General features: G+C 63.9%; 25 protein-coding genes, 1 tRNA gene, 1 pseudogene and 2 riboswitches. Of the genes and pseudogenes, 16 read left to right on the forward strand and 11 right to left on the reverse strand.

Translation table 11 applies throughout. The features are described 5' to 3' along the window. The 6 genes and pseudogenes from OS914_RS18350 to OS914_RS16740 all read left to right on the forward strand — a co-directional run. Positions 1-119, forward strand: a pseudogene (locus OS914_RS18350) (IS30 family transposase); the annotation flags it as partial. Positions 120-143: 24 nt separating this feature from the next. Then, complete coding sequence (locus OS914_RS16720) at positions 144-2,333, forward strand: chorismate-binding protein (RefSeq protein WP_267547193.1); 2,190 nt, start codon at positions 144-146, stop codon at positions 2,331-2,333. Positions 2,334-2,354: 21 nt separating this feature from the next. Further along, complete coding sequence (locus tag OS914_RS16725) at positions 2,355-3,314, forward strand: aminodeoxychorismate lyase (RefSeq protein ID WP_267547194.1); 960 nt, start codon at positions 2,355-2,357, stop codon at positions 3,312-3,314. A gap of 76 nt (positions 3,315-3,390) precedes the next feature. Next, positions 3,391-3,510, forward strand: a riboswitch (SAM riboswitch). A gap of 76 nt (positions 3,511-3,586) precedes the next feature. After that, entirely contained in the window at positions 3,587-3,823 is a 237-nt protein-coding gene (locus OS914_RS16730) for a DUF1737 domain-containing protein (protein ID WP_267547195.1), read from the forward strand. Beyond that, positions 3,820-4,260 carry a rhodanese-like domain-containing protein gene (locus OS914_RS16735; protein WP_267547196.1) on the forward strand — a complete coding sequence of 147 codons (441 nt, stop codon included), beginning with the start codon at positions 3,820-3,822 and terminating at the stop codon, positions 4,258-4,260. Before OS914_RS16730 ends, OS914_RS16735 begins: the two co-directional genes overlap by 4 nt. Then, positions 4,257-5,483, forward strand: coding sequence for an O-succinylhomoserine sulfhydrylase (locus tag OS914_RS16740; RefSeq protein WP_267547197.1), 1,227 nt, complete (start codon positions 4,257-4,259; stop codon positions 5,481-5,483). The genes OS914_RS16735 and OS914_RS16740 overlap by 4 nt, the downstream gene beginning before the upstream one ends. 101 nt (positions 5,484-5,584) lie before the next feature. Here OS914_RS16740 and OS914_RS16745 read toward each other — a convergent pair whose 3' ends face one another. The 4 genes from OS914_RS16745 to OS914_RS16760 form a co-directional block, all read right to left on the reverse strand. Next, positions 5,585-7,117 (reverse strand): UDP-N-acetylglucosamine 1-carboxyvinyltransferase, encoded by a 1,533-nt coding sequence (locus OS914_RS16745; protein WP_267547198.1) that lies wholly within the window; start codon positions 7,115-7,117, stop codon positions 5,585-5,587. A 217-nt stretch (positions 7,118-7,334) separates the two neighbouring features. Further along, the gene (locus OS914_RS16750) at positions 7,335-8,117 is read right to left on the reverse strand and encodes an energy-coupling factor transporter transmembrane component T family protein (protein WP_267547217.1); all 783 of its coding nucleotides are present in this window, start codon (positions 8,115-8,117) and stop codon (positions 7,335-7,337) included. Positions 8,118-8,121: 4 nt separating this feature from the next. Continuing rightward, positions 8,122-9,801, reverse strand: a complete 1,680-nt coding sequence (locus tag OS914_RS16755) for an ABC transporter ATP-binding protein (RefSeq protein ID WP_267547199.1) — start codon at positions 9,799-9,801, stop codon at positions 8,122-8,124. A 3-nt stretch (positions 9,802-9,804) separates the two neighbouring features. Then, entirely contained in the window at positions 9,805-10,485 is a 681-nt protein-coding gene (locus OS914_RS16760; RefSeq protein ID WP_267547200.1) for an ECF transporter S component, read from the reverse strand. A 52-nt stretch (positions 10,486-10,537) separates the two neighbouring features. Beyond that, positions 10,538-10,658: riboswitch (TPP riboswitch) on the reverse strand. A gap of 134 nt (positions 10,659-10,792) precedes the next feature. Between OS914_RS16760 and OS914_RS16765 the strand changes: the two genes are divergently transcribed. Together OS914_RS16765 and OS914_RS16770 are read left to right on the forward strand one after the other, a co-directional pair. Beyond that, entirely contained in the window at positions 10,793-11,053 is a 261-nt protein-coding gene (locus OS914_RS16765) for a DUF4235 domain-containing protein (RefSeq protein WP_267547201.1), read from the forward strand. Between the two features lie 78 nt (positions 11,054-11,131). Then, on the forward strand, positions 11,132-12,475 hold the full coding sequence (locus tag OS914_RS16770; RefSeq protein ID WP_267547202.1) for an MFS transporter: 1,344 nt from the start codon (positions 11,132-11,134) through the stop codon (positions 12,473-12,475). 59 nt (positions 12,476-12,534) lie between these two features. On the opposite strand, the gene OS914_RS16775 is transcribed toward OS914_RS16770, so the two are convergent. The 3 genes from OS914_RS16775 to OS914_RS16785 all read right to left on the reverse strand — a co-directional run bounded on the left by OS914_RS16775 (position 12,535) and on the right by OS914_RS16785 (position 15,153). Continuing rightward, positions 12,535-13,473 carry a hypothetical protein gene (locus OS914_RS16775; RefSeq protein WP_267547203.1) on the reverse strand — a complete coding sequence of 313 codons (939 nt, stop codon included), beginning with the start codon at positions 13,471-13,473 and terminating at the stop codon, positions 12,535-12,537. Between the two features lie 139 nt (positions 13,474-13,612). Further along, positions 13,613-14,188 carry a dCTP deaminase gene (gene dcd / locus OS914_RS16780; RefSeq protein WP_267547204.1) on the reverse strand — a complete coding sequence of 192 codons (576 nt, stop codon included), beginning with the start codon at positions 14,186-14,188 and terminating at the stop codon, positions 13,613-13,615. Positions 14,189-14,289: 101 nt separating this feature from the next. Then, positions 14,290-15,153, reverse strand: a complete 864-nt coding sequence (locus OS914_RS16785) for a tryptophan 2,3-dioxygenase (RefSeq protein ID WP_267547205.1) — start codon at positions 15,151-15,153, stop codon at positions 14,290-14,292. A gap of 77 nt (positions 15,154-15,230) precedes the next feature. Between OS914_RS16785 and OS914_RS16790 the strand changes: the two genes are divergently transcribed. From OS914_RS16790 to OS914_RS16810, 5 genes are all read left to right on the forward strand, one after another. Continuing rightward, a complete protein-coding gene (locus OS914_RS16790) occupies positions 15,231-15,713 on the forward strand; it encodes a cation:proton antiporter regulatory subunit (protein ID WP_267547206.1) in 483 nt (160 codons plus the stop codon). An 18-nt stretch (positions 15,714-15,731) separates the two neighbouring features. After that, entirely contained in the window at positions 15,732-16,967 is a 1,236-nt protein-coding gene (locus tag OS914_RS16795; RefSeq protein WP_267547207.1) for a cation:proton antiporter, read from the forward strand. Positions 16,968-17,173: 206 nt separating this feature from the next. Then, positions 17,174-17,247: transfer RNA gene (locus OS914_RS16800), tRNA-Gly, on the forward strand. Between the two features lie 130 nt (positions 17,248-17,377). Further along, entirely contained in the window at positions 17,378-17,512 is a 135-nt protein-coding gene (locus tag OS914_RS16805; protein ID WP_267547208.1) for a hypothetical protein, read from the forward strand. Positions 17,513-17,529: 17 nt separating this feature from the next. After that, positions 17,530-18,675, forward strand: coding sequence for a N(5)-(carboxyethyl)ornithine synthase (locus tag OS914_RS16810; protein WP_267547218.1), 1,146 nt, complete (start codon positions 17,530-17,532; stop codon positions 18,673-18,675). On the opposite strand, the gene OS914_RS16815 is transcribed toward OS914_RS16810, so the two are convergent. Then, entirely contained in the window at positions 18,651-20,000 is a 1,350-nt protein-coding gene (locus OS914_RS16815; RefSeq protein WP_267547209.1) for an MFS transporter, read from the reverse strand. The genes OS914_RS16810 and OS914_RS16815 overlap by 25 nt on opposite strands. Positions 20,001-20,123: 123 nt before the next feature. Here OS914_RS16815 and OS914_RS16820 point away from each other — a divergent pair, with 123 nt between their 5' ends. After that, positions 20,124-20,996: a LysR substrate-binding domain-containing protein gene (locus tag OS914_RS16820; protein WP_267547219.1), complete on the forward strand. Its 873-nt coding sequence runs from the start codon at positions 20,124-20,126 to the stop codon at positions 20,994-20,996. A 39-nt stretch (positions 20,997-21,035) separates the two neighbouring features. Further along, positions 21,036-21,449 (forward strand): aspartate 1-decarboxylase, encoded by a 414-nt coding sequence (gene panD, locus OS914_RS16825; RefSeq protein WP_267547210.1) that lies wholly within the window; start codon positions 21,036-21,038, stop codon positions 21,447-21,449. A 15-nt stretch (positions 21,450-21,464) separates the two neighbouring features. Here panD and OS914_RS16830 read toward each other — a convergent pair whose 3' ends face one another. Together OS914_RS16830 and OS914_RS16835 are read right to left on the reverse strand one after the other, a co-directional pair. Next, the gene (locus tag OS914_RS16830) at positions 21,465-22,103 is read right to left on the reverse strand and encodes an SRPBCC family protein (protein WP_324290677.1); all 639 of its coding nucleotides are present in this window, start codon (positions 22,101-22,103) and stop codon (positions 21,465-21,467) included. A gap of 98 nt (positions 22,104-22,201) precedes the next feature. After that, positions 22,202-23,092 (reverse strand): NAD-dependent epimerase/dehydratase family protein, encoded by an 891-nt coding sequence (locus OS914_RS16835; protein WP_267547211.1) that lies wholly within the window; start codon positions 23,090-23,092, stop codon positions 22,202-22,204. A 215-nt stretch (positions 23,093-23,307) separates the two neighbouring features. Between OS914_RS16835 and OS914_RS16840 the strand changes: the two genes are divergently transcribed. Then, a complete protein-coding gene (locus tag OS914_RS16840; RefSeq protein WP_267547212.1) occupies positions 23,308-24,294 on the forward strand; it encodes a hypothetical protein in 987 nt (328 codons plus the stop codon). Positions 24,295-24,296: 2 nt separating this feature from the next. Here the strand turns inward: OS914_RS16840 and OS914_RS16845 are convergent, their stop codons facing one another. Next, a complete protein-coding gene (locus OS914_RS16845) occupies positions 24,297-25,133 on the reverse strand; it encodes a hypothetical protein (RefSeq protein ID WP_267547213.1) in 837 nt (278 codons plus the stop codon). Between the last annotated feature and the right edge of the window lie 85 nt (positions 25,134-25,218).

Below are 25,218 nucleotides of genomic sequence, written 5' to 3' on the forward strand. Positions count from 1 at the left end.
CCTATCTAGACGCCATCGCGGACGAACTCAACGACCGTCCGCGCGCCGTCCTGGGATTCCTCACACCACGAGAAGCCTTCACCAAACAACTCAACGACAATGTTGCTAACACGGCTTGACACCGCCCTCGCTAGACTAGCTAAATGATTTCGACAGCCGGATCCCTGCACGGCCAACCGCTGCACTCCAGCAGCCCGCTGCCGGTAATCATCGGCATCGACGGCCGCTCCGGGGCAGGAAAAACGGTGCTGGCCCTGGAACTCGCGGCCCTGCTCCGCGAGCACCACAAGGTGACGGTCTTCCATCTGGAGGAAATTTACCCGGGTTGGAATGGCCTGGCGGCCGGTGTGGAACGCTATGTGAGCACCGTGTTGACGCCGCTGCGCCACGGCCTGCCGGCGCAGTGGACCAGTTGGGATTGGGACAACCACTACGACGGCGCACTGCACATCACCGAGCCGGCCGAGATCGTGATTATGGAGGGCGTCGGCGCCACACACTCCTCCGCGGCCGCCTACATGGACGTTGTCATCTGGGTTGAGGCACCGGCCGATCACCGCAAGACCCGGGCCATGGCGCGGGATGGGGAAACGTATGCGCCGTTCTGGGATGCCTGGTCCATCCAGGAGGATGAGCTGCTAGGAACCATCCCGGAAGAGGCTGCGGACCTGCTGGTACAGGGTCGCGCCGACGATTCCACACCTGCCCAGGTGCTGCTGGCCCTAACGTCTCTGCCGCCGTTGGAGGCTTTACTCGCCCCCGAACGTGCCCGGCGCCGCGGCCTGGACCTGCAGGTTCATCGGGTGGATGCCTATCCGGACCAGGAGATGCTCTTTGAGGCGCTCTATGGCAGTTCAGCGCACGCCGTCTGGCTGGACAGCTCCGATGCGGCCGCCGTTCGGGCCACCGATCCGGCCGATCCGGGCGCTTGGGGCGGCGATCCGGGCACGCCCAGCCGTTTCTCCATCATGGCGGACGACGGCGGCGGGTACGGTCAGTACGCACGGCACGGCGGCGGGATGACCAGAATCAGCTCCGGGGCCGTCACCACGCGTGTCCCGGGGCCGTTCTTCCGCTGGCTGGACACGGTCTGGGGCCGCCGCGCCGTCCGTGCACCGGAAGATTATGAGTGTGGCTTTACGTTGGGCTGGCTGGGGTACCTCGGCTACGAGCTCAAACGCGAAACCGGCGGGGCCGATGCCGCCGGGCCCGGAACGGCAGGCCGGGCCGATGATGCCGCGCTGATCTTCGCCGGCCGCGCCGTCGTCGTGGACCACGCCCGGCGCTGCGTCTACCTGCTGACCCTCGGCGGAACATCTAACGCCGTCGATCCTGCCGACCCGGCAGCGACCGAAGTTGACGCTTGGCTGGCTGCTGCCCGGGAGGCCATCGCGGCGCACTCCGGAAAAGACCCAGCCGTGCACGCACAGGTTGCGCAAGGCCAGGCCGTGCACGCACAGGCGCAGGATCATCCCCTGGCTCCGGTTTTCACCTGCCGCGACACCGAGACGCAATACAAGGCCAAAATTGCCTTGGCACAGGCACAAATCGCAGAGGGTAATTCCTACGAAATCTGCCTCACCACCTCGTTGACCGCCCACTCGACGGCCGCGGTGGACCCGTGGCGGACGTACCGGCAGCTGCGCCGCGGGAATCCCGCTCCGTTTGCCAGCTACCTGCACTTTGGCAACGTAGCCCTCGCCGGCACCTCGCCGGAGCGTTTCCTGCGGATCACCGCCGATGGAACCATGCGGGCGGAGCCGATCAAAGGTACACGCCGCCGGGATGCAGACCCCGCCCGGGATGTGGCTCTGAAAGCGGAGTTGGCGAACTCTGCCAAGGACCGGGCGGAGAACATTATGATCGTGGATCTGCTGCGCAACGACCTGGCACATTTTGCGGTTCCCGATTCGCTGGCGGTGCTGCGGCTTTGCGCCGTGGAAAGCTACGCGACCGTGCATCAGATGGTTAGCACCATTGAGGCGCAGCTGCGGCCCGGGGCCACCCGCACCGAAGCGGTCGCGGCCGCCTTCCCTGCGGGGTCGATGACGGGTGCGCCAAAGATTTCCACGATGGCCATACTGGATGAGCTCGAAGGTGCTCCGCGCGGTGCCTATTCCGGCGCCGTCGGCTACTTTTCACTCACTGGCGCCGCGGATCTTTCCGTCACCATCCGCACCCTGGTGCTGGAAGCCACGGGCGACGGCGCCCGGCTGAGCCTGGGTGTGGGCGGTGCCATCACCGCCGATTCCGCCCCTCACGAGGAGTGGCTGGAGGTCCAGGCGAAGGCCTTCGGAGTCCTGCAGGCGATTGGCACCGTCTTCCCCGGCTGAGTGCGGCACTAAGCTAAAACCATGACTGTTTTGGTGTTCCTGGATCCCTCGCTGCCGGCGGGACGCATCGTGGATGCCGCGGTGCCGGCGCTGCTGGCCACGGATCAGGGGGCCACGCGCGGGGACGGCGTGTTCGAGTCCCTGCTGGTGGTCGGCGGAAAAATCAGGAAAAGCCAGGCCCATCTGGACCGGCTGGAGTCCTCGGCCCGCGCCATGGATCTGCGGATCCCGCCGCAGGACCTCTGGCGCCGCGCGATGGCAACGGCTGTCACCGAGTTCCGCGGCAACCTCGCCGGCACCGTTGGAAGCGCTTCCGCCCCCACCGGAAACGCTGCCGGCGTCGGAAACGGGGCCGGCGACGATGAACTGGTGCTCAAGCTCATTGTGACGCGCGGTGTGGAGGGCGGGACAACTCCGACGGCGTGGGTGCAGGCTTCGGAGCCACCCGCGGCAGGACGAGCGCAACGCGAGACCGGGGTCGATGTGCTGCTGCTGGACCGTGGTTACGACAGCTCCATTGCCGAGCGCGCGCCGTGGCTCCTGCTCGGCGCAAAAACGCTGTCCTATGCCGTCAATATGGCCGCGTTGCGGTACGCCCGTGCACACGGCGCTGACGACGTTATTTTCACCAGCGGGGACGGACGCGTTTTGGAGGGACCGACGTCGTCCGTCCTGCTGGCCCACGCCGAGGGTGAGGGGCCGGATCGGATCAGGCGGCTGATTACGCCCCAGCTGGACAGCGGTATTTTGCCGGGCACCTCGCAGGGCGCGCTGTTCGCCGCCGCCAAGGCCGCCGGCTGGGAGCTTGGCTACGGCCCCGTCGAACCGGCGGACCTCTTTGACGCGGACGCTGTCTGGCTTATTTCCAGCGTTCGCCTGCTGGCTCCGGTTAACCGGATCGATGGGCGGGAAATCGGTACCGCCGGGGTCCGGCGAGCCCTCACCGCCGAGCTCAACGAGCTGATTGCCCGCACCCAATAGCGTCTCCCCGTCATCAGAAGCCACACTCGGGCTGCGGACTGCCCCGCACACCGGTCCGTATGCTACTTTCTAGATGAGTAATGAGTGCCAGCGCCAAGCCCTGACTTGCTGGCCGGCAACCCTCTTTCCGGCGGGGTGCCTCAGGTGACTACTCGGCAAACCCCGGCGTGACGGCCCAGGATTGCAAGCGTGAATGGTTCCGGCGGTCCAGTGACGCTTCCTCACCTGCATCCAAGGGTCGCACCATTGATTGCAATGAGGAGACCTCTCTCGTGAGCGCACCAACAGCCCTACCTGCCGCCGACGCGCCGTTGGCTTATCGTCTGCTCAGCGGCCCCGATGACCACTCCTTTTGCGCACGTGTCAGTGCGGCTCTGGCCGACGGATATGTGCTGTACGGCAGCCCCGCGCTGGCGTTCGACGGCGGACGGACGGTAGCTGCGCAGGCGGTAATACTGCCCGCTGCCCTCTCGATCCATGCCGGCGCTACGAACGACGGCGGCCAATGAGCTACGCGGGCGATCTCACCGTGGAGCAGGCCTGGGAAAAGCTGCTGGCCGGCGCCCTGCTGGTGGATGTGCGGACCGAGGCCGAATGGAACCACATCGGCATCCCGGACACCTCCGCAACCGGCCGCGCGCCCCTCTTCATCCAGTGGAATCTCACCGGCGGCACGCCGAACCGGGATTTTCTTGAACAGCTGCGGGCCCAGGCCCCCAACGACGGGCAGACGGAGTTGATCTTCCTCTGCCGTTCCGGCGTCCGCTCGATCGGCGCCGCCGAGCTTGCCGCGTCCGCGGGCTTTATCAGTTGGAACGTGCTGGAAGGCTTCGAGGGCGCTCCCGACGCGTACGGGGACAGGATCCTCAACGGCTGGAAAAACCGCCGTCTTCCGCACTCGCGCGGGCCACGGAAGCCAACAACTGCGGGGCAGGGGCCGGCATGAGCAACTTCAACCCCAATGCCTCCGGCTGGGCTCCGGACACTCAGGCCGTTCGTGGCGGCCTGGACCGCTCCGAGTTCCAGGAAACGTCCGAGGCATTGTTCGTGAACTCCGGCTATGTCTACGAATCGGCCCAGGCCGCGGAACAGGCCTTCACTGGCGAAGTGGACCGCTTCGTGTATTCCCGATACGGGAACCCCTCGGTGGCCACTTTCCAGGAAAGGTTGCGGTTGCTCGAGGGCACCGAAGCGTGCTTCGCCACCGCTTCCGGGATGTCGGCGGTCTTCACCGCCCTCGGCGCCTTACTGGGCGCCGGGGACAGGGTTGTCGCGGCACGCTCGCTGTTCGGCTCCTGCTTCGTCATCCTGAACGAAATCCTTCCCCGCTGGGGTGTGGAAACCGTTTTCGTGGACGGCGCGGATATGCAGCAATGGCGGGAAGCGCTTTCGGTGCCGACGACGGCGGTCTTCTTCGAGTCGCCGTCGAACCCGATGCAGGAAATCGTGGACATCCGGGCTGTCTGCGTGCTGGCCCATGCCGCCGGCGCAACGGTGGTGGTGGACAACGTCTTCGCGACCCCGCTGCTGCAAAAGTGCGCAGACCTGGGAGCGGATGTGATTGTCTACTCCGGAACGAAACACATCGATGGTCAGGGACGCGTGCTTGGTGGCGCCATTTTGGGCACCCGCGAGTTCATCGAAGGACCGGTGAAGCAATTAATGCGCCATACCGGTCCCGCGCTGTCCGCCTTCAACGCCTGGGTGCTGACTAAGGGCCTGGAGACCATGGGTCTTCGAGTGGCACATTCGGCAGCCAACGCACAGCGCCTCGCAGGGTTTTTGGAGCAGCATCCAGCGGTGAACTGGGTGCGGTACCCGCTGCTGCCCTCCCATCCGCAATTTGAGCTCGCCCGGAGCCAGATGAAGGCGGGAGGAACCGTCCTCACGTTCGAACTGGCCTCCGCCGGGGCGCGTACCGGCAGCTCGGCCAAGGATGCGGCATTCGCGCTGCTCAATGCGTTGACCATCATCGACATTTCCAACAACCTGGGCGACACCAAGTCCCTCATCACACATCCCGCCACCACCACGCACCGGGCGATGGGACCGGAGGGCCGTGCCTCCATCGGGCTGACCGACGGTGTCCTGCGCCTTTCCGTGGGGCTGGAGGACATCGAGGATCTCACCCGGGATTTGACCACTGCGCTCGCCGCAACCCAACCCTAACCGACAACCTGCTACCCCCACCCCCACCCTCACGAACAAGGTGAGTGGGTACCTCTGCCCCTTAAACCATGTGTTTTAGGGGCAGATGTACCCACTCACCCTCAGTCCTGAAAATATTCGATTTCGGCTCCCAGGGTGTTCAGCCGCTCGGCCAAATCCTCGTAGCCGCGTTCTATCACATAGATGTTACGCAGCTCAGAGGTTCCCTTAGCCGCCAGCATCGCCAATAGAATGCAGGCTGCCGGGCGCAGCGCCGGCGGGCAGCCAATTTCCGCAGCGCGCCAGCGCGTTGGCCCGGTAACGTCTATCCGGTGCGGGTCCAGCAGCCGCACGCGGGCACCGAGCCGATTGAGCTCGGTAAGGTAGATCGCCCGGTTCTCGTAAACCCAGTCGTGGATCAGCGTCGCTCCCAGCGCACAGGAGGCGATCACCGCGAAGAACGGCAAATTGTCAATATTCAGCCCCGGAAACGGCATCGGATGGATCTTATCCGCCGCGGCAGTCAGCTCGGAGGGCAACGTGGTGATGTCCACCAGTCGCGTATGCCCGTTATGTGCTGTGTATTCCGCCGATTTGCGGTAGCGAAAGCCCATCTGTTCCAGCACGCTGAGCTCGATTTCCATGAATTCGATGGGAACCCGCCGGATGGTGACCTCGGAACCGGTGACAATGCCGGCCGTGATGAGGCTCATAGCCTCGATCGGGTCTTCGGAGGGGGAATATTCGATGTCCACATCAATGCGTGCTTTGCCCCTGATGGTCAGTGTGGTGCTGCCGATGCCCTCGACGCTAACGCCCAGCCCCTGCAGGTAAAAGCACAGGTCCTGGACCATGTAATTTGGGCTGGCGTTGCGGATCACGGTGCTGCCTTCCCGATGCGCCGCCGCCATGATGGCATTTTCGGTCACCGTATCCCCACGTTCAGTGAGCACAAAGGTCCGGTCCTGGTCATCGGCGACGGGAGCCTGGATGGCATAGAACCCCGAATGAGCCTGAACCGATAACCCGAATTCGCGCAGCGCCTGCATGTGCGGCTCAACGGTGCGCGTTCCCAGGTCACAGCCGCCGGCATAGGGCAGCCGGTAACTGGCCTCTTCATCCAGCAGCGGCCCCAAGAGCATAATGACGCTGCGGGTGCGTCGGGCAGCCTCCACATCCATGGCGGTGAGGTTGAGGACAGCGGGGCGCCGGATGAGCAGATCATTGGCGTTCAGCCACGTGCATTCGACGCCGATGCTGGTCAACAGCTCCACAATCCGGTTGACTTCTTCGATCCGCGCAAGCCGCCGCAACGTCGTCGTTCCGCGGTTCAGCAGGCTGGCGCACAGCAAGGCGACGCCGGCATTCTTGCTGGAGTTAACGTCAACGCTGCCGGAGAGCTGGTGACCGCCCACCACGCGCAGATGCGTGATCCGCTGCTTGCCGCCGTCGTTCACGTTGACAATCCTGCGCCCGAAGATAGTCTCCATTCGCCCAATCATCTTCAGGCTCAGGTTCTGCTTGCCCTGTTCCATCCGCGCCACCGCGCTCTGGCTGGTGCCCAGCTCGGCCGCGAGCCGCCCCTGGGTCCAGCCCTTGTTCGTGCGGGCATCCCGGACCAGCACTCCAACGGATTCCGCAGCTACTTGACTCATGATTCAATTTATATCACAGAGCGCATAAATGACGTCAAAAGACAGCATTCATTGCGCACCAAGACATTTGCTAACCGTTTGGTGCAATATCTGGCGCTGCCAACCGCTAAGGAACGTCGCCCGACCTCCGCCGTTCAACGCTACCGCCGACGACCGTCCGCATCCCGCGCACCACACCGCTGCTGGAGCCCAAAGTGGAAATTGACGGAGAATGCCTCTACCCGAAGACCGGGTTCCAGGTTCCCAGTCCGACGGCGGCGCCCACCACTGCGCCCGCAGTCAGGACGGCGACGGCGACGACCCACGCATCAAGTGGCCCGAACGTGGATTCGCGGGCCCAGCTCCGGGGGCCGGCGCCGAAACCTTTGGCTTCCATCGAGACGGCCAGCCGGGAAGCCCTGCGGATCGCCTGCACGAGCAGCGCCAGGGCCTGCCCCAGGGATGCCTTGAACCGGCCAACAAACCCGGATCCGCTGCCCACCCCACGAGCACGCCGTGCCATTCCCAGCGTCTGCCATTCCTCCACCAGCAACCCGACCAGGCGCAGGGCGGCGAGCGCGCCAAGGACGAATCGGTGCGGAAGCTTCATCTTCTGTGCCAGCGCGTCCGCCAGATCCGTCGGATCCGTGCTGGCCAGCACGATCACGCCGGGGAGCGCGATGGCAATACCGCGGAGCATAATGGCCACGCCGGACTGCAACGACCCCTCGGTGAAGAGCAGTGGGCCCCAATTCAGCAGTACCGCTCCAGTCTTCGGCGCCAACAGGGCCGAACCGTACCCGCCCACTAGCGCCGCCGCGAGGATCGGCCAGCCACGCAACAGCAGGTTGCGGGCGCTCAGGCCGGCAAGCGGCAGCACTGCCAGCTCAAAAACCAACGCCACGGTGGCCGAAGCCCAGTCCACACTCAGCAGCAAAACGATGGTCAACACCAGTGCGGCAGCGAGCTTGGCGAGCGGATTCGCCCGGGCCAGGACGGCGGTTGACCGTGGGCCGGCCATCACGTCAATGCTCACCGGACACCTCCGCCCGCGCCTGGGCGGCTGCAAAGTGCGCGGCCACAGGCTGTGCGGCTTCACGGTGTGCGGCTGCAGGCTGCGTTTCCTGCGGAATCGGCCGCCCGGCGGCGGTGATTGGGAATCGCGTTCCCCCCAGCAGCTGGGTAAATTCCTCATCATGGGACACCGAGATCACGGACGTCCCGGCGTCGAGCAGTTCCGTCAGCAAGTCCACGAGCTCTGCCCAAGTATTGGCATCCTGACCAAACGTCGGCTCATCGAGGACCAGGAGCGACGGGTTGGCCGCCAGTACGGTGGCCACGGAGAGCCGGCGCTTTTCCCCGCCGGAGAGGGTGTACGGATTGGCCTCCGCCAGATGCGTCAACCGGAGCCGCTCCAGCAGCTCATCGACCCGTTCAAAGCCCCGGCCCAGCAGTTTTGGACCGAAGTTCAGCTCATCCAGCACGCGGCCGGTGACAAACTGATGCTCCGGCTCCTGGAAGACGGTCCCGATCCGTTGGATCAGGTCTCCTCCCTTCCAGCGGTGGGGTTCGGGCCCCGCCCCGCGGCTCAGGGCGTCCGCGGCGCGCAGGCGTCCGTCCAGTGGTGGCAGCAGCCCGCCGAGGGTGAGGGCGAGCGTCGACTTTCCGGCACCGTTCGGGCCGGTGATACTCAGGGCTGCACCGGCACTCACTGTCAGGTCAATGCCGGACGCCATAGCTGCGACCGGGTGGCGCCGCGCGGCACCCCGACGCTTGTGGGCATTCATGGCGCGCCGCGAAACGGCGAGCTGATCGGCGTCCAGCAGCACATCGGCTCCGGTTCGGTTTCGGCTGGCGCTTTGACTGGCAGGCCGACTGCCGGGTGCGTCTTTCCGGCGGCGGGTAATAGGGATGTAGCCGGGCACCCAGACGCCGGCGTCGGTCAGCATCCGGCGTGCCTGTCTCAGCACGTGCTCCGGTGACCCGTCAATCAGCACACCGCCGCCCTGGCCGCGGTCCGCGGGGGCGAGCACCACAATACGGTCCACTACGTCGACCCAAACCGCCACCCGGTGTTCGACCACCACCATCGTCGCGCCAGTACGTTCGAGCATCCGCAGCACCGCGTCGCGGACCTCCAGCACTCCTGCCGGATCAAGGTTCGCGGTGGGCTCATCGAGCAGCAGCAGGCCCGGCTGCATCGCCAGAATGCCCGCCAGGCCTAGACGCTGCTTCTGTCCGCCGGACAGGGCCGAGGTGGGATGGTCCAGCGGAAAGTCCAGTCCGACGGCGTCCAGCGCGTTACCAACGCGGCGCCAGATCTTATCCCTGGGAACGGCGAGGTTCTCCGCACCGAACGCCACATCGTCTCCAATCCGGGAGAGCACCACCTGGGCCTCCGGATCCTGCTGCATCAGCCCGGCACTTCCGCGGCGGACGGCGGGGTTTTCGCCGTCGACCGTCAATGAACCGGACTCCGCCGCATCCTGGTCCGCCCCGAGCACACCGGCGAGAGCATGCAGCAGGGTGGATTTACCGGCCCCTGACGGTCCCAGCAGCAAGACCCGCTCCCCCGGGGCAATATTCAGATCCAGGTCGTGGACCGCCCGCGCTGCCCGCCCGGAATGCTGCCAGCCCCAGCCTTTCGCGCAAACAGCGGCGGGCCGGGTTCCCTGCCCGAATTTATCCTCGTCATAAGGGGACATCTTCTAGAACGCAGGCTCCACCGCGGCGCGGCGGGAACCCAGGTTAGCCAACGCTCCGGTCTTCGCCAGACCGCGCACGGCCAGCCAGGAGAGCAGGCCGGCAATCAGTGCGCCTGAGATGGCACCGAAGATTAGATACACGATTTTCCAGGCGATCTCCCACTCAGCGTTATAGCCGAGATTGTCCAGAATTCCCATCCCCACGCCGGACATCGCGCCGGCCAACAGCGCGATTGGAAGGTTGAACTTCCGGTACAGGAAGACGGCGAAGACCAGTTCTGCGCCCAGACCCTGCAGCAGGCCCGACAGCAGCACGGTCAGGCCGAAGTGCGAGCCCAGCAGCGCCTCCACCACGGCCGCGAGCAGTTCGCAGTACAAAGCCGCGCCCGGCTTGCGGATCACCAGGGCGCCGATAACCCCGGCGATCAGCCAACCACCGCCATATAGGCCGGCCAATGGCGGGAAAATGGCGGTGATGATCGCGATGCCCGCGTAGCCGGCGGACCAAAGCCAGAAGATGACGCCGACGGCGACGGCGACGACGGAGGCTACGACGATGTCCACAACCCGCCAACGTGGGGCAATCCTGACACCCCCGGCACCAGCGGATGTCGTTGTGGCGCGGGGGTCCGGCGATTCCGGCGTGGAACTGGCGCCGTTTTTGCTCGTGTGTGACGCACTCATTGCGTTTCCTCCTTTTCAGGAGGGGCGGCAGGACGCTTGCAGGGCGCCGCATGCCGAAGAGAACTCGACTCCCTTCGCCGGTACTAGCCGGATCAGGTTCGAGGGTCAGCGGATGTCCGCACTCTCAGCGCACGGACCGTCAGACGGTGACCGGCGCTCCCCTGTCGTGTAAATTGCAGTTCCCAGCGTACACCGGGAAGCACTCCCTGCGGCAGATTTTTCAGGGCCGCCGGCCGGCTGGACGACTGGAACTGTCGGGACGTGCGGTTATCTCGTGGAAAGCCGCGCTTCACGTTAGGCTGGCCAGATGAATATTCTGCTGAAGCTCCTCGGCACAGGCGTAAGCATTGGCGCCGGTTTTCTGGCCAACAAGACGGTGGACATGGTGTGGGAGAAAAGCACCGGCAAGAAGCCACCCAAGGACGGCACCAATCTGGAGTACAGCCTGCGCTCGGCGCTGACCTTCGCCCTGGTCTCCTCCGCCGTCGCCGCCATTATCCAGGTCATCGCAGGCCGCGGCACGCAGAAGGCACTCGCCCGGATCAATAAGAACCCCAACGAGGTCTGACCTTTTTTCGTCGAGGCGCCCGTGGTGGGCGGCTTGGCCCACCGGCCGGTGCCCGCAGGAACGTATAGCATTCTGCTTATGAGTGAGCTCACACCGTCGGCCGGCTACTCCGGCCTGGCCGAAGCGAAGGCCCCGGCCACAAAGGGCCAGATTCTTGCATGGGCGTCCTGGGACTGGGGATCGGCAGCCTTCAATGCCGTCATGACCACCTTCATTTTCACCGCACTGTACCTGACCGGGGATGCTTTCGGCGGGTCCGATCACGCCTCCGCGGTCCTGGCCTTTGCCCTTTCCGTCTCCGGCATCGCCATTGCCCTCTTTGCCCCGGTGGCGGGCCAGCGCTCGGACCGCAGCGGGCGGCGACGCCTGTGGCTTGGGATCAACACATTGCTGGTCGCACTCCTCACCGCCAGCTGCTTTTTTGTCCAGCCGCACGAGTCATACCTGCTCTTCGGCTGCCTCGCGATTAGCGCCGGCCATGTCTTCGCGGAACTTGCTGCGGTGAATTACAACGCCATGCTGCTGCAGATATCCAGCCGGTCCACCATTGGCCGGATCAGCGGATTCGGCTGGTCCGCCGGGTACCTGGGCGGCATTGTGGCGCTGCTGATTGTTTACTACGGCTTGATTGCCCCCAAGGTGGGCCTGTTCGGCATTACGGAACAGGACGGGATGACGTACCGGGTGGTGGCGTTGTTCTCCGCAGCGTGGATCATCATCTTCTCCATCCCTGTGCTGCTGGCCGTGCCGGAAGCGAAGGCGGATCCGGCGGAACCCAAGGTGGGCTTCCTAAGTTCGTACGCCGATCTCTTCCGAACCATTGCCCGGCTCTGGCGGACCCAGCGGCATACACTGTACTTTCTGATGAGCAGCGCCATCTTCCGGGATGGACTGGCCGCCATATTCACCTTTGGGGCCGTGATCGCCGTGGGCAGCTTCGGCTTTGCCAAAGGCGACGTACTGATTTTCGCCATCGCGGGCAACGTTGTTGCCGCCCTCGGTGCCATTTCCGCCGGTGTCCTTGACGACCGGCTTGGGCCAAAGGCTGTCATCGTGATCTCGCTTGCAGGACTGCTGGTCTCCGGGACCGTGCTGCTTTTCGGGGAAGGGAAGACGGTATTCTGGATCTTCGGTCTGCTCCTGTGCCTGTTCGTCGGTCCGGCGCAGTCCTCCGCACGCACCTTCATAGGCAGGCTCGCTCCCGCTGGACACGAGGGGGAACTCTTTGGGCTTTACGCCACCACGGGCCGGGCGGTGTCTTTTCTGGCACCGATGCTCTTCGGACTCTTCATCGTCTGGTTCGGCGCTCAGCGGTGGGGCATCATCGGCATCCTGATCGTGCTGCTGGCCGGCCTGCTGATGCTGCTGCCGGTCAAAGCCCCTGCCCGCAAGGAATCTGCCGCGGCGCTGCCGCCTCGGTGAGTGGGTACGTCTGCCCCTAATCCATCCCTCCGAAGGGGCAGAAGTACCCACTCACCGGGCTAGGGCTGACGGGTCCAGCCCCGGGATATGAGCGCGTCCCGAATGATGCGGGCCGCGCCCTCGTACCCGAATCTAGCGATCATGGCTCCGGTGATCCGCAGGGGAATCCACCCTGCGAGCACCGTGTCATTGTCCCGGCGGCCATCGGATTCCTGCTGGCCGGCGGTCAGATGATGACGACCGTCGTACTGGACCGCAACGCGGAACCTCCGGAACGCCAGATCCGGCCACGCCAGTTCGCGGCCGTCCGGGCCCAGGACAACAACGTCAAGGTCTGGTTCCGGCAGCAACCGTCGGAGCACCGCAAGACGCAGATAAGTTTCGGGCGGTGAATCGGCGCCGATGCGGATCAATGCCAGGGCCTGCCGGGCAGCCAAAACACCTCGCACGCCATGGTGCCGATCGACGATGGTGACCAGTTCATCGAGGTGCGCCATCGGATGCCGTTCGGGCTCAAAGCTGCGGCGATGTGCACAAACCACCGAGTCCCCGGCCGCCACCAGATCATCGGGGGTTAGCACCGAGGCCAAGTCCAACCATGTCCTCGCCGGCGACGTCACCGTTATCCCGCGGACGCAGGAGGTCTCTTCGGCCGCCAGTTTGAGCCGGTGACCGACGACGCCGAACCGGTTTGCCGCCGTCGTCCCAGTCCTGGCGATGTGCAGCCTGGGCTCCGACTGCACCCACGCCGGCACCGAAATCCCCAACAGTCTCGCCGCGGTCCCGAAACAACCGACTCCTCCCGGTGTCAGCTCGAAAACCGGGCGTACCGCTTCGGGAAACTCCTGAGCAACATCCCATGGAACCCGGATGCCGCGACTGGGAGTCAACAGATCCGGGCCTTGCGAGCGACGCCGGGCTAAACCTTCGCCACCGGCTTCGCGCATCGTGAAGGACCGGCCAGATAGGGCGTCCGGGAGTTTCGATCGTGACGGCATGGACCATTATGTCCGCCTCAGCACGCCCGTACGGAGGTTATCCCCAGCCTTGCTTCTCGCAGCGCAGGTGAGTGGGTATCTCTGCCCTTTAAACACCCGCGGGAAGGGGCACAAGTACCCACTCACCTGAAAGGGTGGGTCAGATGGCGGTGATGTGGAAGTTTTGGAAGGAGCGGGACGCGGTGGGACCGCGCTGGCCTTGGTACCTGTTGCCATACTCGCCCGTGCCGTAGGGGTGCTCAGCGGCAGAGGTCAGCCGGAAAAAGCACAGCTGTCCGATCTTCATTCCCGGCCAGAGCTTGATCGGCAGGGTTGCTACATTGGACAGCTCGAGGGTCACGTGCCCGGAGAACCCTGGGTCGATAAATCCGGCGGTGGAGTGCGTCAGCAGCCCCAACCGTCCCAGCGAGGACTTCCCCTCCAGCCGGGCCGCAATATCATCGGGCAAGGTCACGGCCTCATATGTCGAGCCGAGCACAAACTCACCCGGGTGCAAGATGAAGGGTTCGTCCGGTGCGACCTCCACCAGGCGCGTCAGATCGGGCTGATCCTCGGCCGGATCAATGTGCGCATATTTGTGATTGTCGAACAACCGGAACAACCGGTCAATCCGCACGTCAACGCTGGACGGCTGCACCATCGAGGGATCGTAGGGTTCCAAGGCAATGCGCTTGGCGTCAATTTCGGCACGGATATCGCGGTCTGAGATGAGCACCTACTAAAACTAGCGCATCCCCCTGATACCTCCGGCGAATTCGGAGCGTGGCCGACGGTCACGTACGGTAAGGCACCGAAGCCTCCGTGTGGCTGCGTCAGCTACCGTGTGACCGCGCCGATTTCAGTGCGCACGGCAAACAACTCCGGAAAAAACGTCAACGCCAGGGCGCGCTGCAGGAAATCGACACCCGAAGAACCACCCGTACCGTTCTTCATCCCGATCGTGCGCAGCACGGTCTTCATGTGCCGAAATCGCCACAGCTGGAAGTTGTCCTCAAGGTCCACCAGTTCCTCGCACGCCTCATACAAGTCCCAATGCGCGGAGGGGTTCTCATAAATCACCCGGTATAGCTGCACCAGTTCATCGTTGAAAACGTGCGCCTTGCTGAAGTCCCGGTCCAGCAAGTGGGCCGGGACCTCGAATCCGCGCCGATCCAGCAGCTGGATGAATTCGTCATACATGCTGCTTTGGCCCAGCAGCTCGTCCAGCATCGCGTGCGCGGCGGGATCAGAGGCAAATACCTTCAGCATTCCGGCATTCTTATTGCCGAGCAAAAACTCCACTGCCCGGTACTGGGCGGATTGGAAACCGGAGGCGGAGCCTAGGTCACCGCGGAACTGGGCATATTCCGAAGGGGTCAACGTGGCCAGCACGGACCATTGCTCCGTCAGGCTGCGCTGGATGTGCTTGATCCGCGCGATCCCCTTCATTGCCATGCGGAGATCATCGATCATGAGCGCCTCCCGGACGGCCCGCAGCTCGTGCAGCACCAGCTTGAGCCAGAGCTCGGAGGTCTGATGCTGGATGATGAACAGCATCTCATCGTGGTGCACAGGCCTGCTGACCGGATGCTGCGCGGAGAGCAGCTCATCGAGTGCCAGATACGAGCTGTAACTCATCCTGTCCCGGAAGTCCGTTTCAATACCGCGTTCAATTTTCCGGGTATTCTTCTTAACCGCCACTGCCAGTCCTTTGCATAGGTGCGCCATCGCCGTATTGGAGCCTACGCCTGCGCTCAACGCACGGCTAAGGTAGTTCCATGAACATTGTAGAAACCCCGCTCCCGGGGATCGGCGTCCGCCGGGAACTCACGCTGACGACCGGCCGCCGCGTCGGCGTAGTCACGCGGCGCGACGGCCAGACGGAACTCATCGTCTCCCGGCTCGATGATCCTGACGCCTGCGCCGCGTCCATCCCGTTAAGCGCGGACGAATCGGCAGCCCTTGGCGGGCTTTTGGGTGGCACCAAACTCATTGCTCAGCTGTCCGCGGAGCAGAAGGATCTCCCCGGGGTCAGTACTCAGCAGTTCCCGATGCATGAAACCTCCCGCTATGCCGGCCGCACGCTCGGCGAAACCCAGATGCGTACCCTGACCGGCACCTCTGTTGTGGCGATTCTCCGGGAAGGCAGCGTCCTCGCTTCGCCGCGGCCGGATCAGGTCATGCTGTCCGGGGATGTCATCGTCATTGTCGGCACCGATTCCGGCCTCACCGCGGCGGCTGAAATTTTGCAGTCCATTTAGGAGGCATGGCCTTAGCCTGTGAATCACACCACCCTCACGCTCATCCAGCTCGGCATCGTCTTTTTCGGACTCGGCGTCCTGGGCAGACTTGCCGGGCTGATCGGCATGTCCCCCGTCCCCTTGTACCTGCTCGGCGGACTGGCATTCGGACACGGCGGTCTGGTCGATTTCGGCAGCATTGAAGACTTTGGCCACATCGCAAGCGAAATCGGCGTGGTCCTCCTGCTCTTGATGCTGGGACTGGAATACACAGCCAACGAGCTGGTGACCGGGCTCAAGCAATCCTGGCTGGCCGGCGTGGTGGACCTGGTGCTCAACATGGCCCCCGGCGCCGCAGTGGCCCTGCTGTTGGGGTGGGGTCCAGTGGGTGCACTGGTGATGGCCGGCGTGACCTATATCTCCTCCTCGGGAATAATCGCCAAGGTCCTTGGCGACCTCGGCCGGCTCGGCAACCGTGAAACCCCAGTGATTTTGTCCATTCTGGTGATCGAAGACCTTGCCATGGCGGCCTACCTTCCGGTCCTGACCGCCGTGCTCTCCGGCGTTTCCATCGCTGGCGGCCTGACCGCGGTTGGCGTCGCCCTGGCCGTGGTGACGGTGGTGCTGGTGCTGGCATTGAAATTTGGCCATGCTGTTTCAGCGATCATCGACAGCCCCGACCGGGAGACCTTCCTGCTTAAGCTGCTCGGAGCCGCCCTGCTGATCGCCGGGTTAGCCTCCGCCATGCAGGTCTCCGCGGCGGTCGGCGCGTTCCTGCTCGGCATCGCCATTTCCGGCGCCACCGCGAACAACGCTACGCGTGTGCTGGAACCCTTACGGGACCTGTTCGCCGCCATGTTCTTCGTGGTTTTCGGGCTGAATACGGACCCCGCATCCATACCACCGGTGCTCGGTTTTGCCCTGCTGCTGGCCCTCGTAACATCGGTAACGAAGATCGGCACCGGTTGGTGGGCCGCCAGCCGGCAGGGTATCGGCCACCTGGGCCGGGCGCGCGCCGGTGCCGCACTGATTGCCCGCGGCGAGTTCTCCATCGTCATCGCCGGCCTGGCGGTAGCCGCCGGCAGCGTGCCCAGCGAATTGGCCGCGCTGGCCACGACGTACGTGCTGATCATGGCCGTCTTCGGCCCGATCGCCGCACGGTATGTGGAGCCGCTGGTCATCCGGTTCCAGCGCGGATCCGTCCAGGCAAGCGCCCCACGCTCTGCCGTAGAGTCAACGCAGGATTCCCCACGGACCGCCGGCCCGGAACTCTGACGGGGACGACGGCGGCGCGCCGGCTGCCGCCGTCGTCCTCCCCAAGCGTCTGGCCGTCAATGATGTCGTGCCCTGCCGCTGACACCACAGCACCCCTCTAGCCCATCCTTTGGCCGATTCCGTTTTCTTCGGCGAATCGCTGTGCGCAAAGCGTGCCGCGGAATGAGGTAGTGTGGTCTTTGCTGTTGGAGGCTTCCGCCTCCGCTGCGGGCGTAGCTCAATGGTAGAGCGCTAGCTTCCCAAGCTTGATACGCGGGTCCGATTCCCGTCGCCCGCTCCACTGCCGGCCAGGTTCGCCCTGTTCTGCTGAGCCTTTCCGGCGCCGCCACGACCCTTGTGCGCGGAGTCCACCGACTTAGCGTGTATGGTCAGTCACACGGAGCCATCCCGGTTCCCCCTTAGGAGTGATCATGGCCGAGAAGACCGCAGGAAAATCCGCAGGAAAGAATCCCGCCATGTCCATTAAGGAAAAGCGGGCCCAGAAGCGGGCCGGCGCAGCGACAACCACCTCGGTGGATAAAGCCGCGGCTACGAAAAAGAAGTGACGCAGCCAGTGACGGGAATGATCCTGGGTGTTTTGGCGACATCACGCAAACCCGATGAACGCCGCCTGCCGATCCATCCGCTGCACCTGGAGCGCATCCTCGCCGGAACTGCACGGAACATCATATTGGAGCATGGCTACGGCGAACCATTTGGGCTCTCCGACGCGCAGCTTGAGCCGTTGGTCGGCCGCATCGCGTCCCGGGAGGAGTTGATCGCCGCCTCGGATGTGATTCTACTGCCCAAGCCGCAGCCGGCGGATCTGGCCGAACTGCGCGACGGCCAGATTCTCTGGGGCTGGCCGCACGTAGTCCAGGACCATGCCATCACCCAGCTGGCGATAGACAAGCGGCTGACCCTGATCGCCTTCGAAGCGATGAACCACTGGGCCAGTGACGGCCGCTTTAGCCTGCATGTTTTCCACAAGAACAACGAGCTAGCCGGGTACTGTTCGGTGCTTCACGCGCTGGCACTGACCGGTTCTACCGGTGACTATGGCCGCAGACTAAGCGCTGTTGTCATCGGCTTCGGGGCCACTGCACGCGGTGCCATCACCGCTTTGAACGCACACGGAATACACGACGTCCAGGTGTTGACCAGCCGGGAGGTGGCCGCCGTTGGGTCGCCAATCCATTCGGCCCACATGGTGCAGTTCGACCAGGACGAAGCCGACTTCAGCCACGTCCTGACCGACGAGGGCAGGGTGCCGCTGGCACCATTCCTCGCCGCCAGCGACATCGTAGTCAACTGCACGCTGCAGGACCCGAATGCGCCGCTGATTTACCTGCGGACCGAGGATCTGCACAGTTTCCGTCCCGGCAGCCTGATTATCGATGTCTCCTGTGACGAGGGTATGGGCTTTAGCTGGGCGCGGTCGACGACGTTCACCGAACCGATGTTCGAGGTGGGCGACCACATCGGCTACTACGCCGTGGACCACAGCCCGTCATACCTGTGGAATTCCTCGACGTGGGAAATCAGCGAGGCCCTGCTGCCGTTCCTGGAGACCGTTTTGGCCGGCCCCGAGGCCTGGACGGCGAATGAGACCATTCGCCGCGCCGTTGAAATCCAGGACGGTCACATCCTCAATGAGAATGCGCTCAGGTTCCAGCACCGCTCTCCCGGGTATCCGCACCTGACTCAGGCTGATGCAGCCGTCTCCTGACGCCTGACGATCAGCAGCGGGCGCCGCCTGCTAGTCCTGCTGACCTTCAGTGTCAGCTGGCCGCGCCGGGCCAGGACGACGGCGATCACGGCAGCCGCCGCGGCCGGAACGATTCCGGCTATCACGGTGGCCCACTGCGGTCCGAGGTTTTCAGCCAAGAAACCGATCAGCGGGCCGCCAATGGCCTGGCCACCCATCAGCACCATGATGTACAGGCTCAGCACACGACCGCGGATCCGCACGTTCGTGGAAATCTGCACGAGCTGATTGGAGCTGGTCAAAAAGGTCAGCGAGGCGAACCCCGCGAAGACCATGACGGCGCAGAAGATCCACATGCCGGGAGCGGCGGCGGCAGCCACCAGCAGCACGCCATATGCTCCGGCTGCCCCTACGACGGTCCGCAGCCGCAGCACGGGCCGCCGGGTGGAGGCAACTGCTCCGGCGAGCGCACCGACCGCTACGAGCGTATTGAGCAGGCCGTATCCGCCGGCGCCTGAGTCAAAGACATTGGTGGCATAGGCGGCCATTAACACCGGCAGGCTCATCGCGAAGACCGCAATGAAACCGGCCATTAGCGTAGGCCAGAAGATGGTGGGCTTGGCCAGGGCATAGTTCAGTCCCTCCCGCAGCTGGCCTTTTGACCTCGGCGCCGGCGTTGACTTGAGCAGGTCCGCGGGGCGCAGGCAGGAAAGCATCACGACGGTAAACCCGCATGCCGCGGCGTTCACCGCGAAAGCCCAGCCCCCGCCTACAGCGCTGATCAGGACACCGCTGATGGCCGGGCCAATCATGGCGCCTATCTGGTACAGCGAGGAGTTGACGCTGATGGCGTTGCGCAGCTGGGCCGGGCCGACGAGTTCATTGACAAAGACCTGGCGCGCCGGCTGGTCCACCACCGTGACCAGTCCCAGCACGAACGCAATGCCGTAGATGTGCCAGACCTGGATGCTGCCGGTCAGTGCCAATACAGCCATGGCTAGGGCCAAAGCGCCCGCGGCACCTTGGCTGATCATCAGGATCATCCGCTTTGAGTAGCGGTCCGCGATCATACCTCCCAATGGCATCAGCAGCAGGGACGGGGCAAATTGCATCGCCACGGTGATGCCGACGGCGGTCACACTGCCGGAGAGCTGGAGCACCAGCCAGTCCTGCGCGATGCGCTGCATCCACAGCGCGATCACAGCGACCATGTGGGCGGTGGCGAAGATCCGGAAGTTGCGCACCTTCAGCGAGGAGAAGGTCTGGCGCCACGGTGGACGGGACGCATTCAGATTAATCGGGGCGGTCAGGGTGGAAACGCCGACTGGTGCTGAGGGGGATGTCACTGGAATCCTGGGGGTCGTTTTTTCTGCGGGGATACTGTCCAGCCTAGCGAGGGGCCGTATATTCCAAAAGGGTATGATGCCTATAAGTCCTATTACAGATTGCAATGAGAGGAGCCACACGTGCTGTTCGATCCGGTTCAGTTGCGCAGTTTCTTGGCCGTCGCGGATACCGGAAGTTTTACGCGCGCTGCCCTGAGGCTGCATGTGAGCCAGCCGACGGTGAGCCAGCATGTGCGGAAACTGGAGACCGAGGCAGGGTGGCAATTGGTGGCCAGGGATACCAGGGAAGTGAGTTTAACGGACAACGGCGACGCCATGGCCGGCTTTGCCCGTGCCATTTTGGCCGCGAACGAGGACGCGGCACGCTATTTTTCCGGGGCTGCCATGCGCGGACGGTTGCGGTTCGGAACGGCAGACGACCTTGCAATCACCGGGTTGCCTAGGATTTTGCGTGAATTCCGCCAACTGTACCCGCAGATTAACCTCGAGCTCACCGTCAGTCAAAGTGACCAACTGCACCGCCGGCTCAAGGCCGGACAATTGGATCTGGTCTTCGTCAAATGGGTCTCAGGCGTATCCGGCTCGCAGGAAGGTGCGGTGGTCAAGCAGGATTCGTTTGCTTGGGTCGGACTCGAACAAACCGTGCTGGAGCCACGCTCCCCGGTGCCGCTCATCGCCTACCCGGCTCCGAGCCTGAGCCGCCGGCTGGCAATTGACGCGCTGGAGACTGCGGGCCGCACGTGGCGCATTACCTGTAGCACCAAACAGATCAGCGGAGTGCTTGCCGCGCTGCGGGCCGGGATCGGCGTCGCCGTCATGCCTGCCTCCCTGGTACCGGAGGATTTGAAAATTATCACCACGCGTTTTGCGCTGCCGCCGGTGGGCGATGTCGACTTCACCTTGATCCGCAACCCGCTGGCCAACACGAAAGTCGTGGATGCGCTGACGCAAGCCATTATGGGCCGTAAGCTCACCCCGCATGCCAGGCCGCAGTAAATGGGTCATGAACGGAGCCGGCGGTAGAATAGAAACGTTATGAACAGAACCATGTTTAAGTCCAAAATCCACCGCGCGACGGTTACCCATGCGGATCTGCACTACGTCGGCTCCGTCACTGTCGATGAAGACCTACTGGACGCTGCGAATATTCTGCCTGGCGAAATGGTGTCCATTGTCGACGTCACAAACGGGGCCCGGCTGGAAACTTACACGATTCCCGGCGAACGTGGCTCCGGCGTTGTGGGCATCAATGGGCCCGCGGCGCACCTTGTGCAGGTGGGTGATTTGGTTATTCTGATCACCTACGCGCAGATGTCCACCGCCGAGGCCCGCGACTACGTTCCGGCAGTGGTGCACGTCGACACGGACAATGCAATAGTGTTCCTCGGCACCGATCCGGCCGAGTCCGTAACTCCAGGCCTGCTCCGGCCGCCCTTGGCCGCCAGCTAGCAGGGACCTGTTCGGCTAGCCGGCAGACCTTGCTTCCCCGGAATCGGGGTCCTCCACCGCCGGATTCTGCTTGTTTAAATCCTGATCCGCGGAGTTCTGCATGCTGGAAGAGGCTGAACCGGGCGCGCTCAACGGCGACTCGGCAGCCCCGGAGCCCTGAGTTCCGGCGGCCGGGCTATCCAGGCCACCAGCCATCGCACCGGGCGCCGCAACGTCCCCGCGCCAACTGCCGGTCTCTGAACCGCGTCCCTCAATGAAATCCTTGAAACGCCGCAGATCGGACTTCACCTGCCGGTCATCCAGGCCAAGGGCGGAGCCCACCTTCTCCATAAAGGTCTCCGGGTCCCAGTCCAACTGCACCGTCACCCGGCAGGATTCGTGGTCCAGACGGTGGAATGTCACCACGCCGGCATGGGATTTTCCGTCCACGCTCTTCCACGCCACCCGCTCATCGGCGTGCTGCTCCGTGATCACCGCGTCGAATTCATGTTGCTTCCCGCCGATTCTGGTCACCCAATGGTTGGTGGTCTTCGAGGTCTGCGTGACCGATTCCACGCCGTGCATGAATTCTGGGAACGATTCGAATTGCGTCCATTGGTTGTACGCCGCGGTAACCGGAACCGCTATATCAATTGACTCTTGAACCGTTATCATCACTTTTCCCATCTAAAGCCGGGGCACCCGGTCCTCACCTACAGGGTCGCTGCAATCCGCCGTCCACGCTACCTGCGGTCAAAGACGCGATCAAGAGCTCATTGTGCTGCCTTGTCCGCGGAAATCACGTCCCGCCAGGAATGTGTCGGCCGGTAGCCAATGAGTTTCCGTGCGCCTGCGATACTCAGCAGCGTTTCGTGTCCGCTGATGTCCGCCCGCCGCTCGAGTCCGGGAAAGACCTCATCCAGCAGATCCGCCGAAGGCCGGTCCATGATCGTGTCCGCGGCGGCGATGATGACGTTAAGGGAACCGGTCGTTTCCGCTTCCAGCGCGTTCCGGCACGCAGCGGCAACATCGCGCGCATCAACGTATCCCCATAGATTCCAGCGCCGCAGCCGGGCATCGGGCCAGTAGCCCGGTACTCGCTGATACTCGTCGTCAGTGAATATATTCGTGATGCGCAATCCCACAAAAGGGACCCCGGACCAGCCGGAGACGTGTGCCGCAGCCTGCTCTCCGAGGACCTTGGAGAGCGCGTACGTGCTGCTGGGATAGGGAAAATGATCCTCGTCAACGGGAGCGTAGTGCAGCTCTCCATCTCTCTCACCGGCCTTGTCACTGCCGCCGAATGGCAGTCCAAGCGTCGTTTCCGATGACGCCCACACCACCCGCTGGAGTTTCAGCGCCGCCGCCGCCAAAAAGACGTTGTGGTTTGCGGCGGTGTTGCGGTTGATGGTTTCCGCCGGCGGGTACATGCCCGGTTCCGGTATGTTGGCCAAATGGACGACGGCGTCGACCCCGCTCAGGGCCTGGAGCGCCTGGCCGTAATCGGTCAGGTCCACCCGCATCGTCGGGCAGCCCAAATCCGAATTGCGCCCCACCGGCCCGGCGAGGTCGCTGGCCTGGACCTGGTAGCCGTGGGCGAGCAGCTCGGCTACGGCCGCCCGGCCGGCCTTACCATGGGCTCCTGTAACAGCAATGGTCAACATATTGGATCCTTCGATTCACCCTGCGCGACTTCTCGTGTGTTCAGCTTAGGCGGGACCGGTGCTCTCTCATAGGGCTTTCCTGCCTCATATCATCTCCCGCTAGGTATGCTGGGAGTTCTGCAGTGTTGAGCTGCACGGCTCTGGCGCGAGCAGGGCCTAGGGTCAGTCCTGACCGACGGCGGGGCCGAGTCGTTGCACCCGGTATCGTAGACAGGGTGAAAAACGGCACCCGACTCATTAGGATCGCGGCCGGCTGGTTGTTAGGACTGATGCTGGCCGTAACCGCCGCCGCCATCACCATCGCCGTTGTAAATGCGAACCATTTCGGCCCGCAGCAACCGGTGCGGGAGTATTTCCAGGCGCTGCACGACGGCAACGGTGCCCAGGCCCTCGGACTGCTCAAACCAACCACACCCACGGCGAACCCCGCCGTTCTAGACGGCGAAGGCCTCAGCACTGCCGCCGCCCATCTGTCGGATCTGCAGGTGGGCGATCCGCACCCTGACGCCGGCGGTAAGGTCACGGTCACAGCCAGTTACAGCGTCGATGGCGCAAAAAAAAATACCGATTTCCAGTTGGAGCCTACCGGCAAACAGTGGCTGTTTTTCACCACCTGGTCCTTTGTCCCGGCGCCGTTGCCCACCCTTGATATCTCCGTGGTCAACGAAACCACCGCCTCGCTCAACGGCGTCATTGTCAAGATGCCCGCCGGCCGCAATAGCTTCGCCGTGCTGTACCCGGGTCAATACAAGGCAGCCTTCGCGAACGACCTTTTCCAGGCGCCGGCTGTCTCGACGACGGTCACCTCCCTCGCGGTCCGGCCCCCCGCCGTCGACCTTGTCACGGCACCGTCGGCGAAGCTGCTGACCGCTGTCAATAACCAGCTGCAGCACTATCTCGACGGCTGCGCCAAACAACAGGTACTGCTTCCGGCGGATTGCCCGTTGAGCAACCACTCGGACAACCGCATTGTCAGCCCGGTCATGTGGCACATTGAGAGCTACCCGAAAGTGAGCATTTCGGCCTATGGCGGGGAATGGGTGATAGCACCGCTGACGGTCAAGGCGCAGGTCAGTTATCAGGAACAGCAGCTTTATACCGGTGAAGTAAGCCAGGTCAAGCTGGCGCAGAACTTCGGTTTTACGGCCAAGCTGGAGACCTCAGGATCTAATGTCGCGGTGGTACCCGTGGTCAATTACTGACCTCATCCGGCCAGCGCCCTCCCCTCCCTCAGTGCCCGTCGCAGCCGCCCGGACATTAGCTGCGGGCGGTTCATAGCCTCCGTGTACGGTACCCGCAACAACTGATAGCCCGCGGCAGTTGCCGCCAGCTCCTGGCCGGAGACCGAACTGAACCGGGACTTGTGCAGATCCACTTCCGGGCCGCAGAGCTCCACAATCAGACATCCCTCGAGCAAAAAGTCCACAACTCCAAATCCGGTGATCCAGACCTGGGTGGCAACGTCGAACCCGAACCGGCGGAACACTACCCTGGCCAGGATCTGCAGCACCGAACTCGATCCTGGTTGGATCAGGTCCAGCGCCGCCAAGGCGCAGCCCACGCTCGCGGTCCCACCTCCCGTTCCGGCCAACAGGGTCCGGCGCAGCAGATCAGTGCTGGCCAACCCCCGGTTGACTGCCGATTCCACCAGGACCACTGACTCCGGCACCGGCAGGCACAACAACCCATGAATCAGCACGTCCGCCAGCGCCGCGACCGGAGGCCCGTCTGCCGGTCGGGTCAGCCGTGAATGAAGAATAGGATGCCGGGGCGGGAGAGCCAGATGCAACTGCCGGGGTTCGCGGACCTGCCACAGCCCGAAATGGCCGGCCGCGGAGACGCAGGTCAGAACGCCGCCACGGCAGACAGCCTGCACAAATGCCGGCGGAGCCCCGTGGACCGCGAGGACATCCGGTCCCGGCTGCCACACCTGCCTGCCCCTGAGAGCACGGGCAAGCTGGGCCGCGCTCACGCCGAGATGCAGAACGGTATCCGTTTGGGCCGCCCCGCCCAGGCCCCGCAACACCTGCTCAATATCCATATTCATCACCCTGCCAGCCGGAGAACGGCCGGGGCTCGGCGTTGCCGGATCTGTGCGCGGAGGCGGCCCTCAGCGGGCTTGTGCA

The sequence above is a fragment of the Arthrobacter endolithicus genome, from assembly GCF_026627425.1.
Taxonomy (GTDB): Bacteria; Actinomycetota; Actinomycetes; order Actinomycetales; family Micrococcaceae; genus Arthrobacter_M.

Coding starts and splice junctions, on each gene's coding strand:
- OS914_RS16720 (WP_267547193.1), top strand. CDS start 144: ATGATTTCGACAGCCGGATCCCTGCACGGCCAACCGCTGCACTCCAGC.
- OS914_RS16725 (WP_267547194.1), top strand. CDS start 2,355: ATGACTGTTTTGGTGTTCCTGGATCCCTCGCTGCCGGCGGGACGCATC.
- OS914_RS16735 (WP_267547196.1), top strand. CDS start 3,820: ATGAGCTACGCGGGCGATCTCACCGTGGAGCAGGCCTGGGAAAAGCTG.
- OS914_RS16740 (WP_267547197.1), top strand. CDS start 4,257: ATGAGCAACTTCAACCCCAATGCCTCCGGCTGGGCTCCGGACACTCAG.
- OS914_RS16745 (WP_267547198.1), bottom strand. CDS start 7,117: ATGAGTCAAGTAGCTGCGGAATCCGTTGGAGTGCTGGTCCGGGATGCC.
- OS914_RS16750 (WP_267547217.1), bottom strand. CDS start 8,117: ATGGCCGGCCCACGGTCAACCGCCGTCCTGGCCCGGGCGAATCCGCTC.
- OS914_RS16755 (WP_267547199.1), bottom strand. CDS start 9,801: ATGTCCCCTTATGACGAGGATAAATTCGGGCAGGGAACCCGGCCCGCC.
- OS914_RS16760 (WP_267547200.1), bottom strand. CDS start 10,485: ATGAGTGCGTCACACACGAGCAAAAACGGCGCCAGTTCCACGCCGGAA.
- OS914_RS16765 (WP_267547201.1), top strand. CDS start 10,793: ATGAATATTCTGCTGAAGCTCCTCGGCACAGGCGTAAGCATTGGCGCC.
- OS914_RS16770 (WP_267547202.1), top strand. CDS start 11,132: ATGAGTGAGCTCACACCGTCGGCCGGCTACTCCGGCCTGGCCGAAGCG.
- OS914_RS16775 (WP_267547203.1), bottom strand. CDS start 13,473: ATGCCGTCACGATCGAAACTCCCGGACGCCCTATCTGGCCGGTCCTTC.
- OS914_RS16790 (WP_267547206.1), top strand. CDS start 15,231: ATGAACATTGTAGAAACCCCGCTCCCGGGGATCGGCGTCCGCCGGGAA.
- OS914_RS16805 (WP_267547208.1), top strand. CDS start 17,378: ATGGCCGAGAAGACCGCAGGAAAATCCGCAGGAAAGAATCCCGCCATG.
- OS914_RS16810 (WP_267547218.1), top strand. CDS start 17,530: ATGATCCTGGGTGTTTTGGCGACATCACGCAAACCCGATGAACGCCGC.
- panD (WP_267547210.1), top strand. CDS start 21,036: ATGAACAGAACCATGTTTAAGTCCAAAATCCACCGCGCGACGGTTACC.
- OS914_RS16830 (WP_324290677.1), bottom strand. CDS start 22,103: ATGATAACGGTTCAAGAGTCAATTGATATAGCGGTTCCGGTTACCGCG.
- OS914_RS16835 (WP_267547211.1), bottom strand. CDS start 23,092: ATGTTGACCATTGCTGTTACAGGAGCCCATGGTAAGGCCGGCCGGGCG.
- OS914_RS16845 (WP_267547213.1), bottom strand. CDS start 25,133: ATGGATATTGAGCAGGTGTTGCGGGGCCTGGGCGGGGCGGCCCAAACG.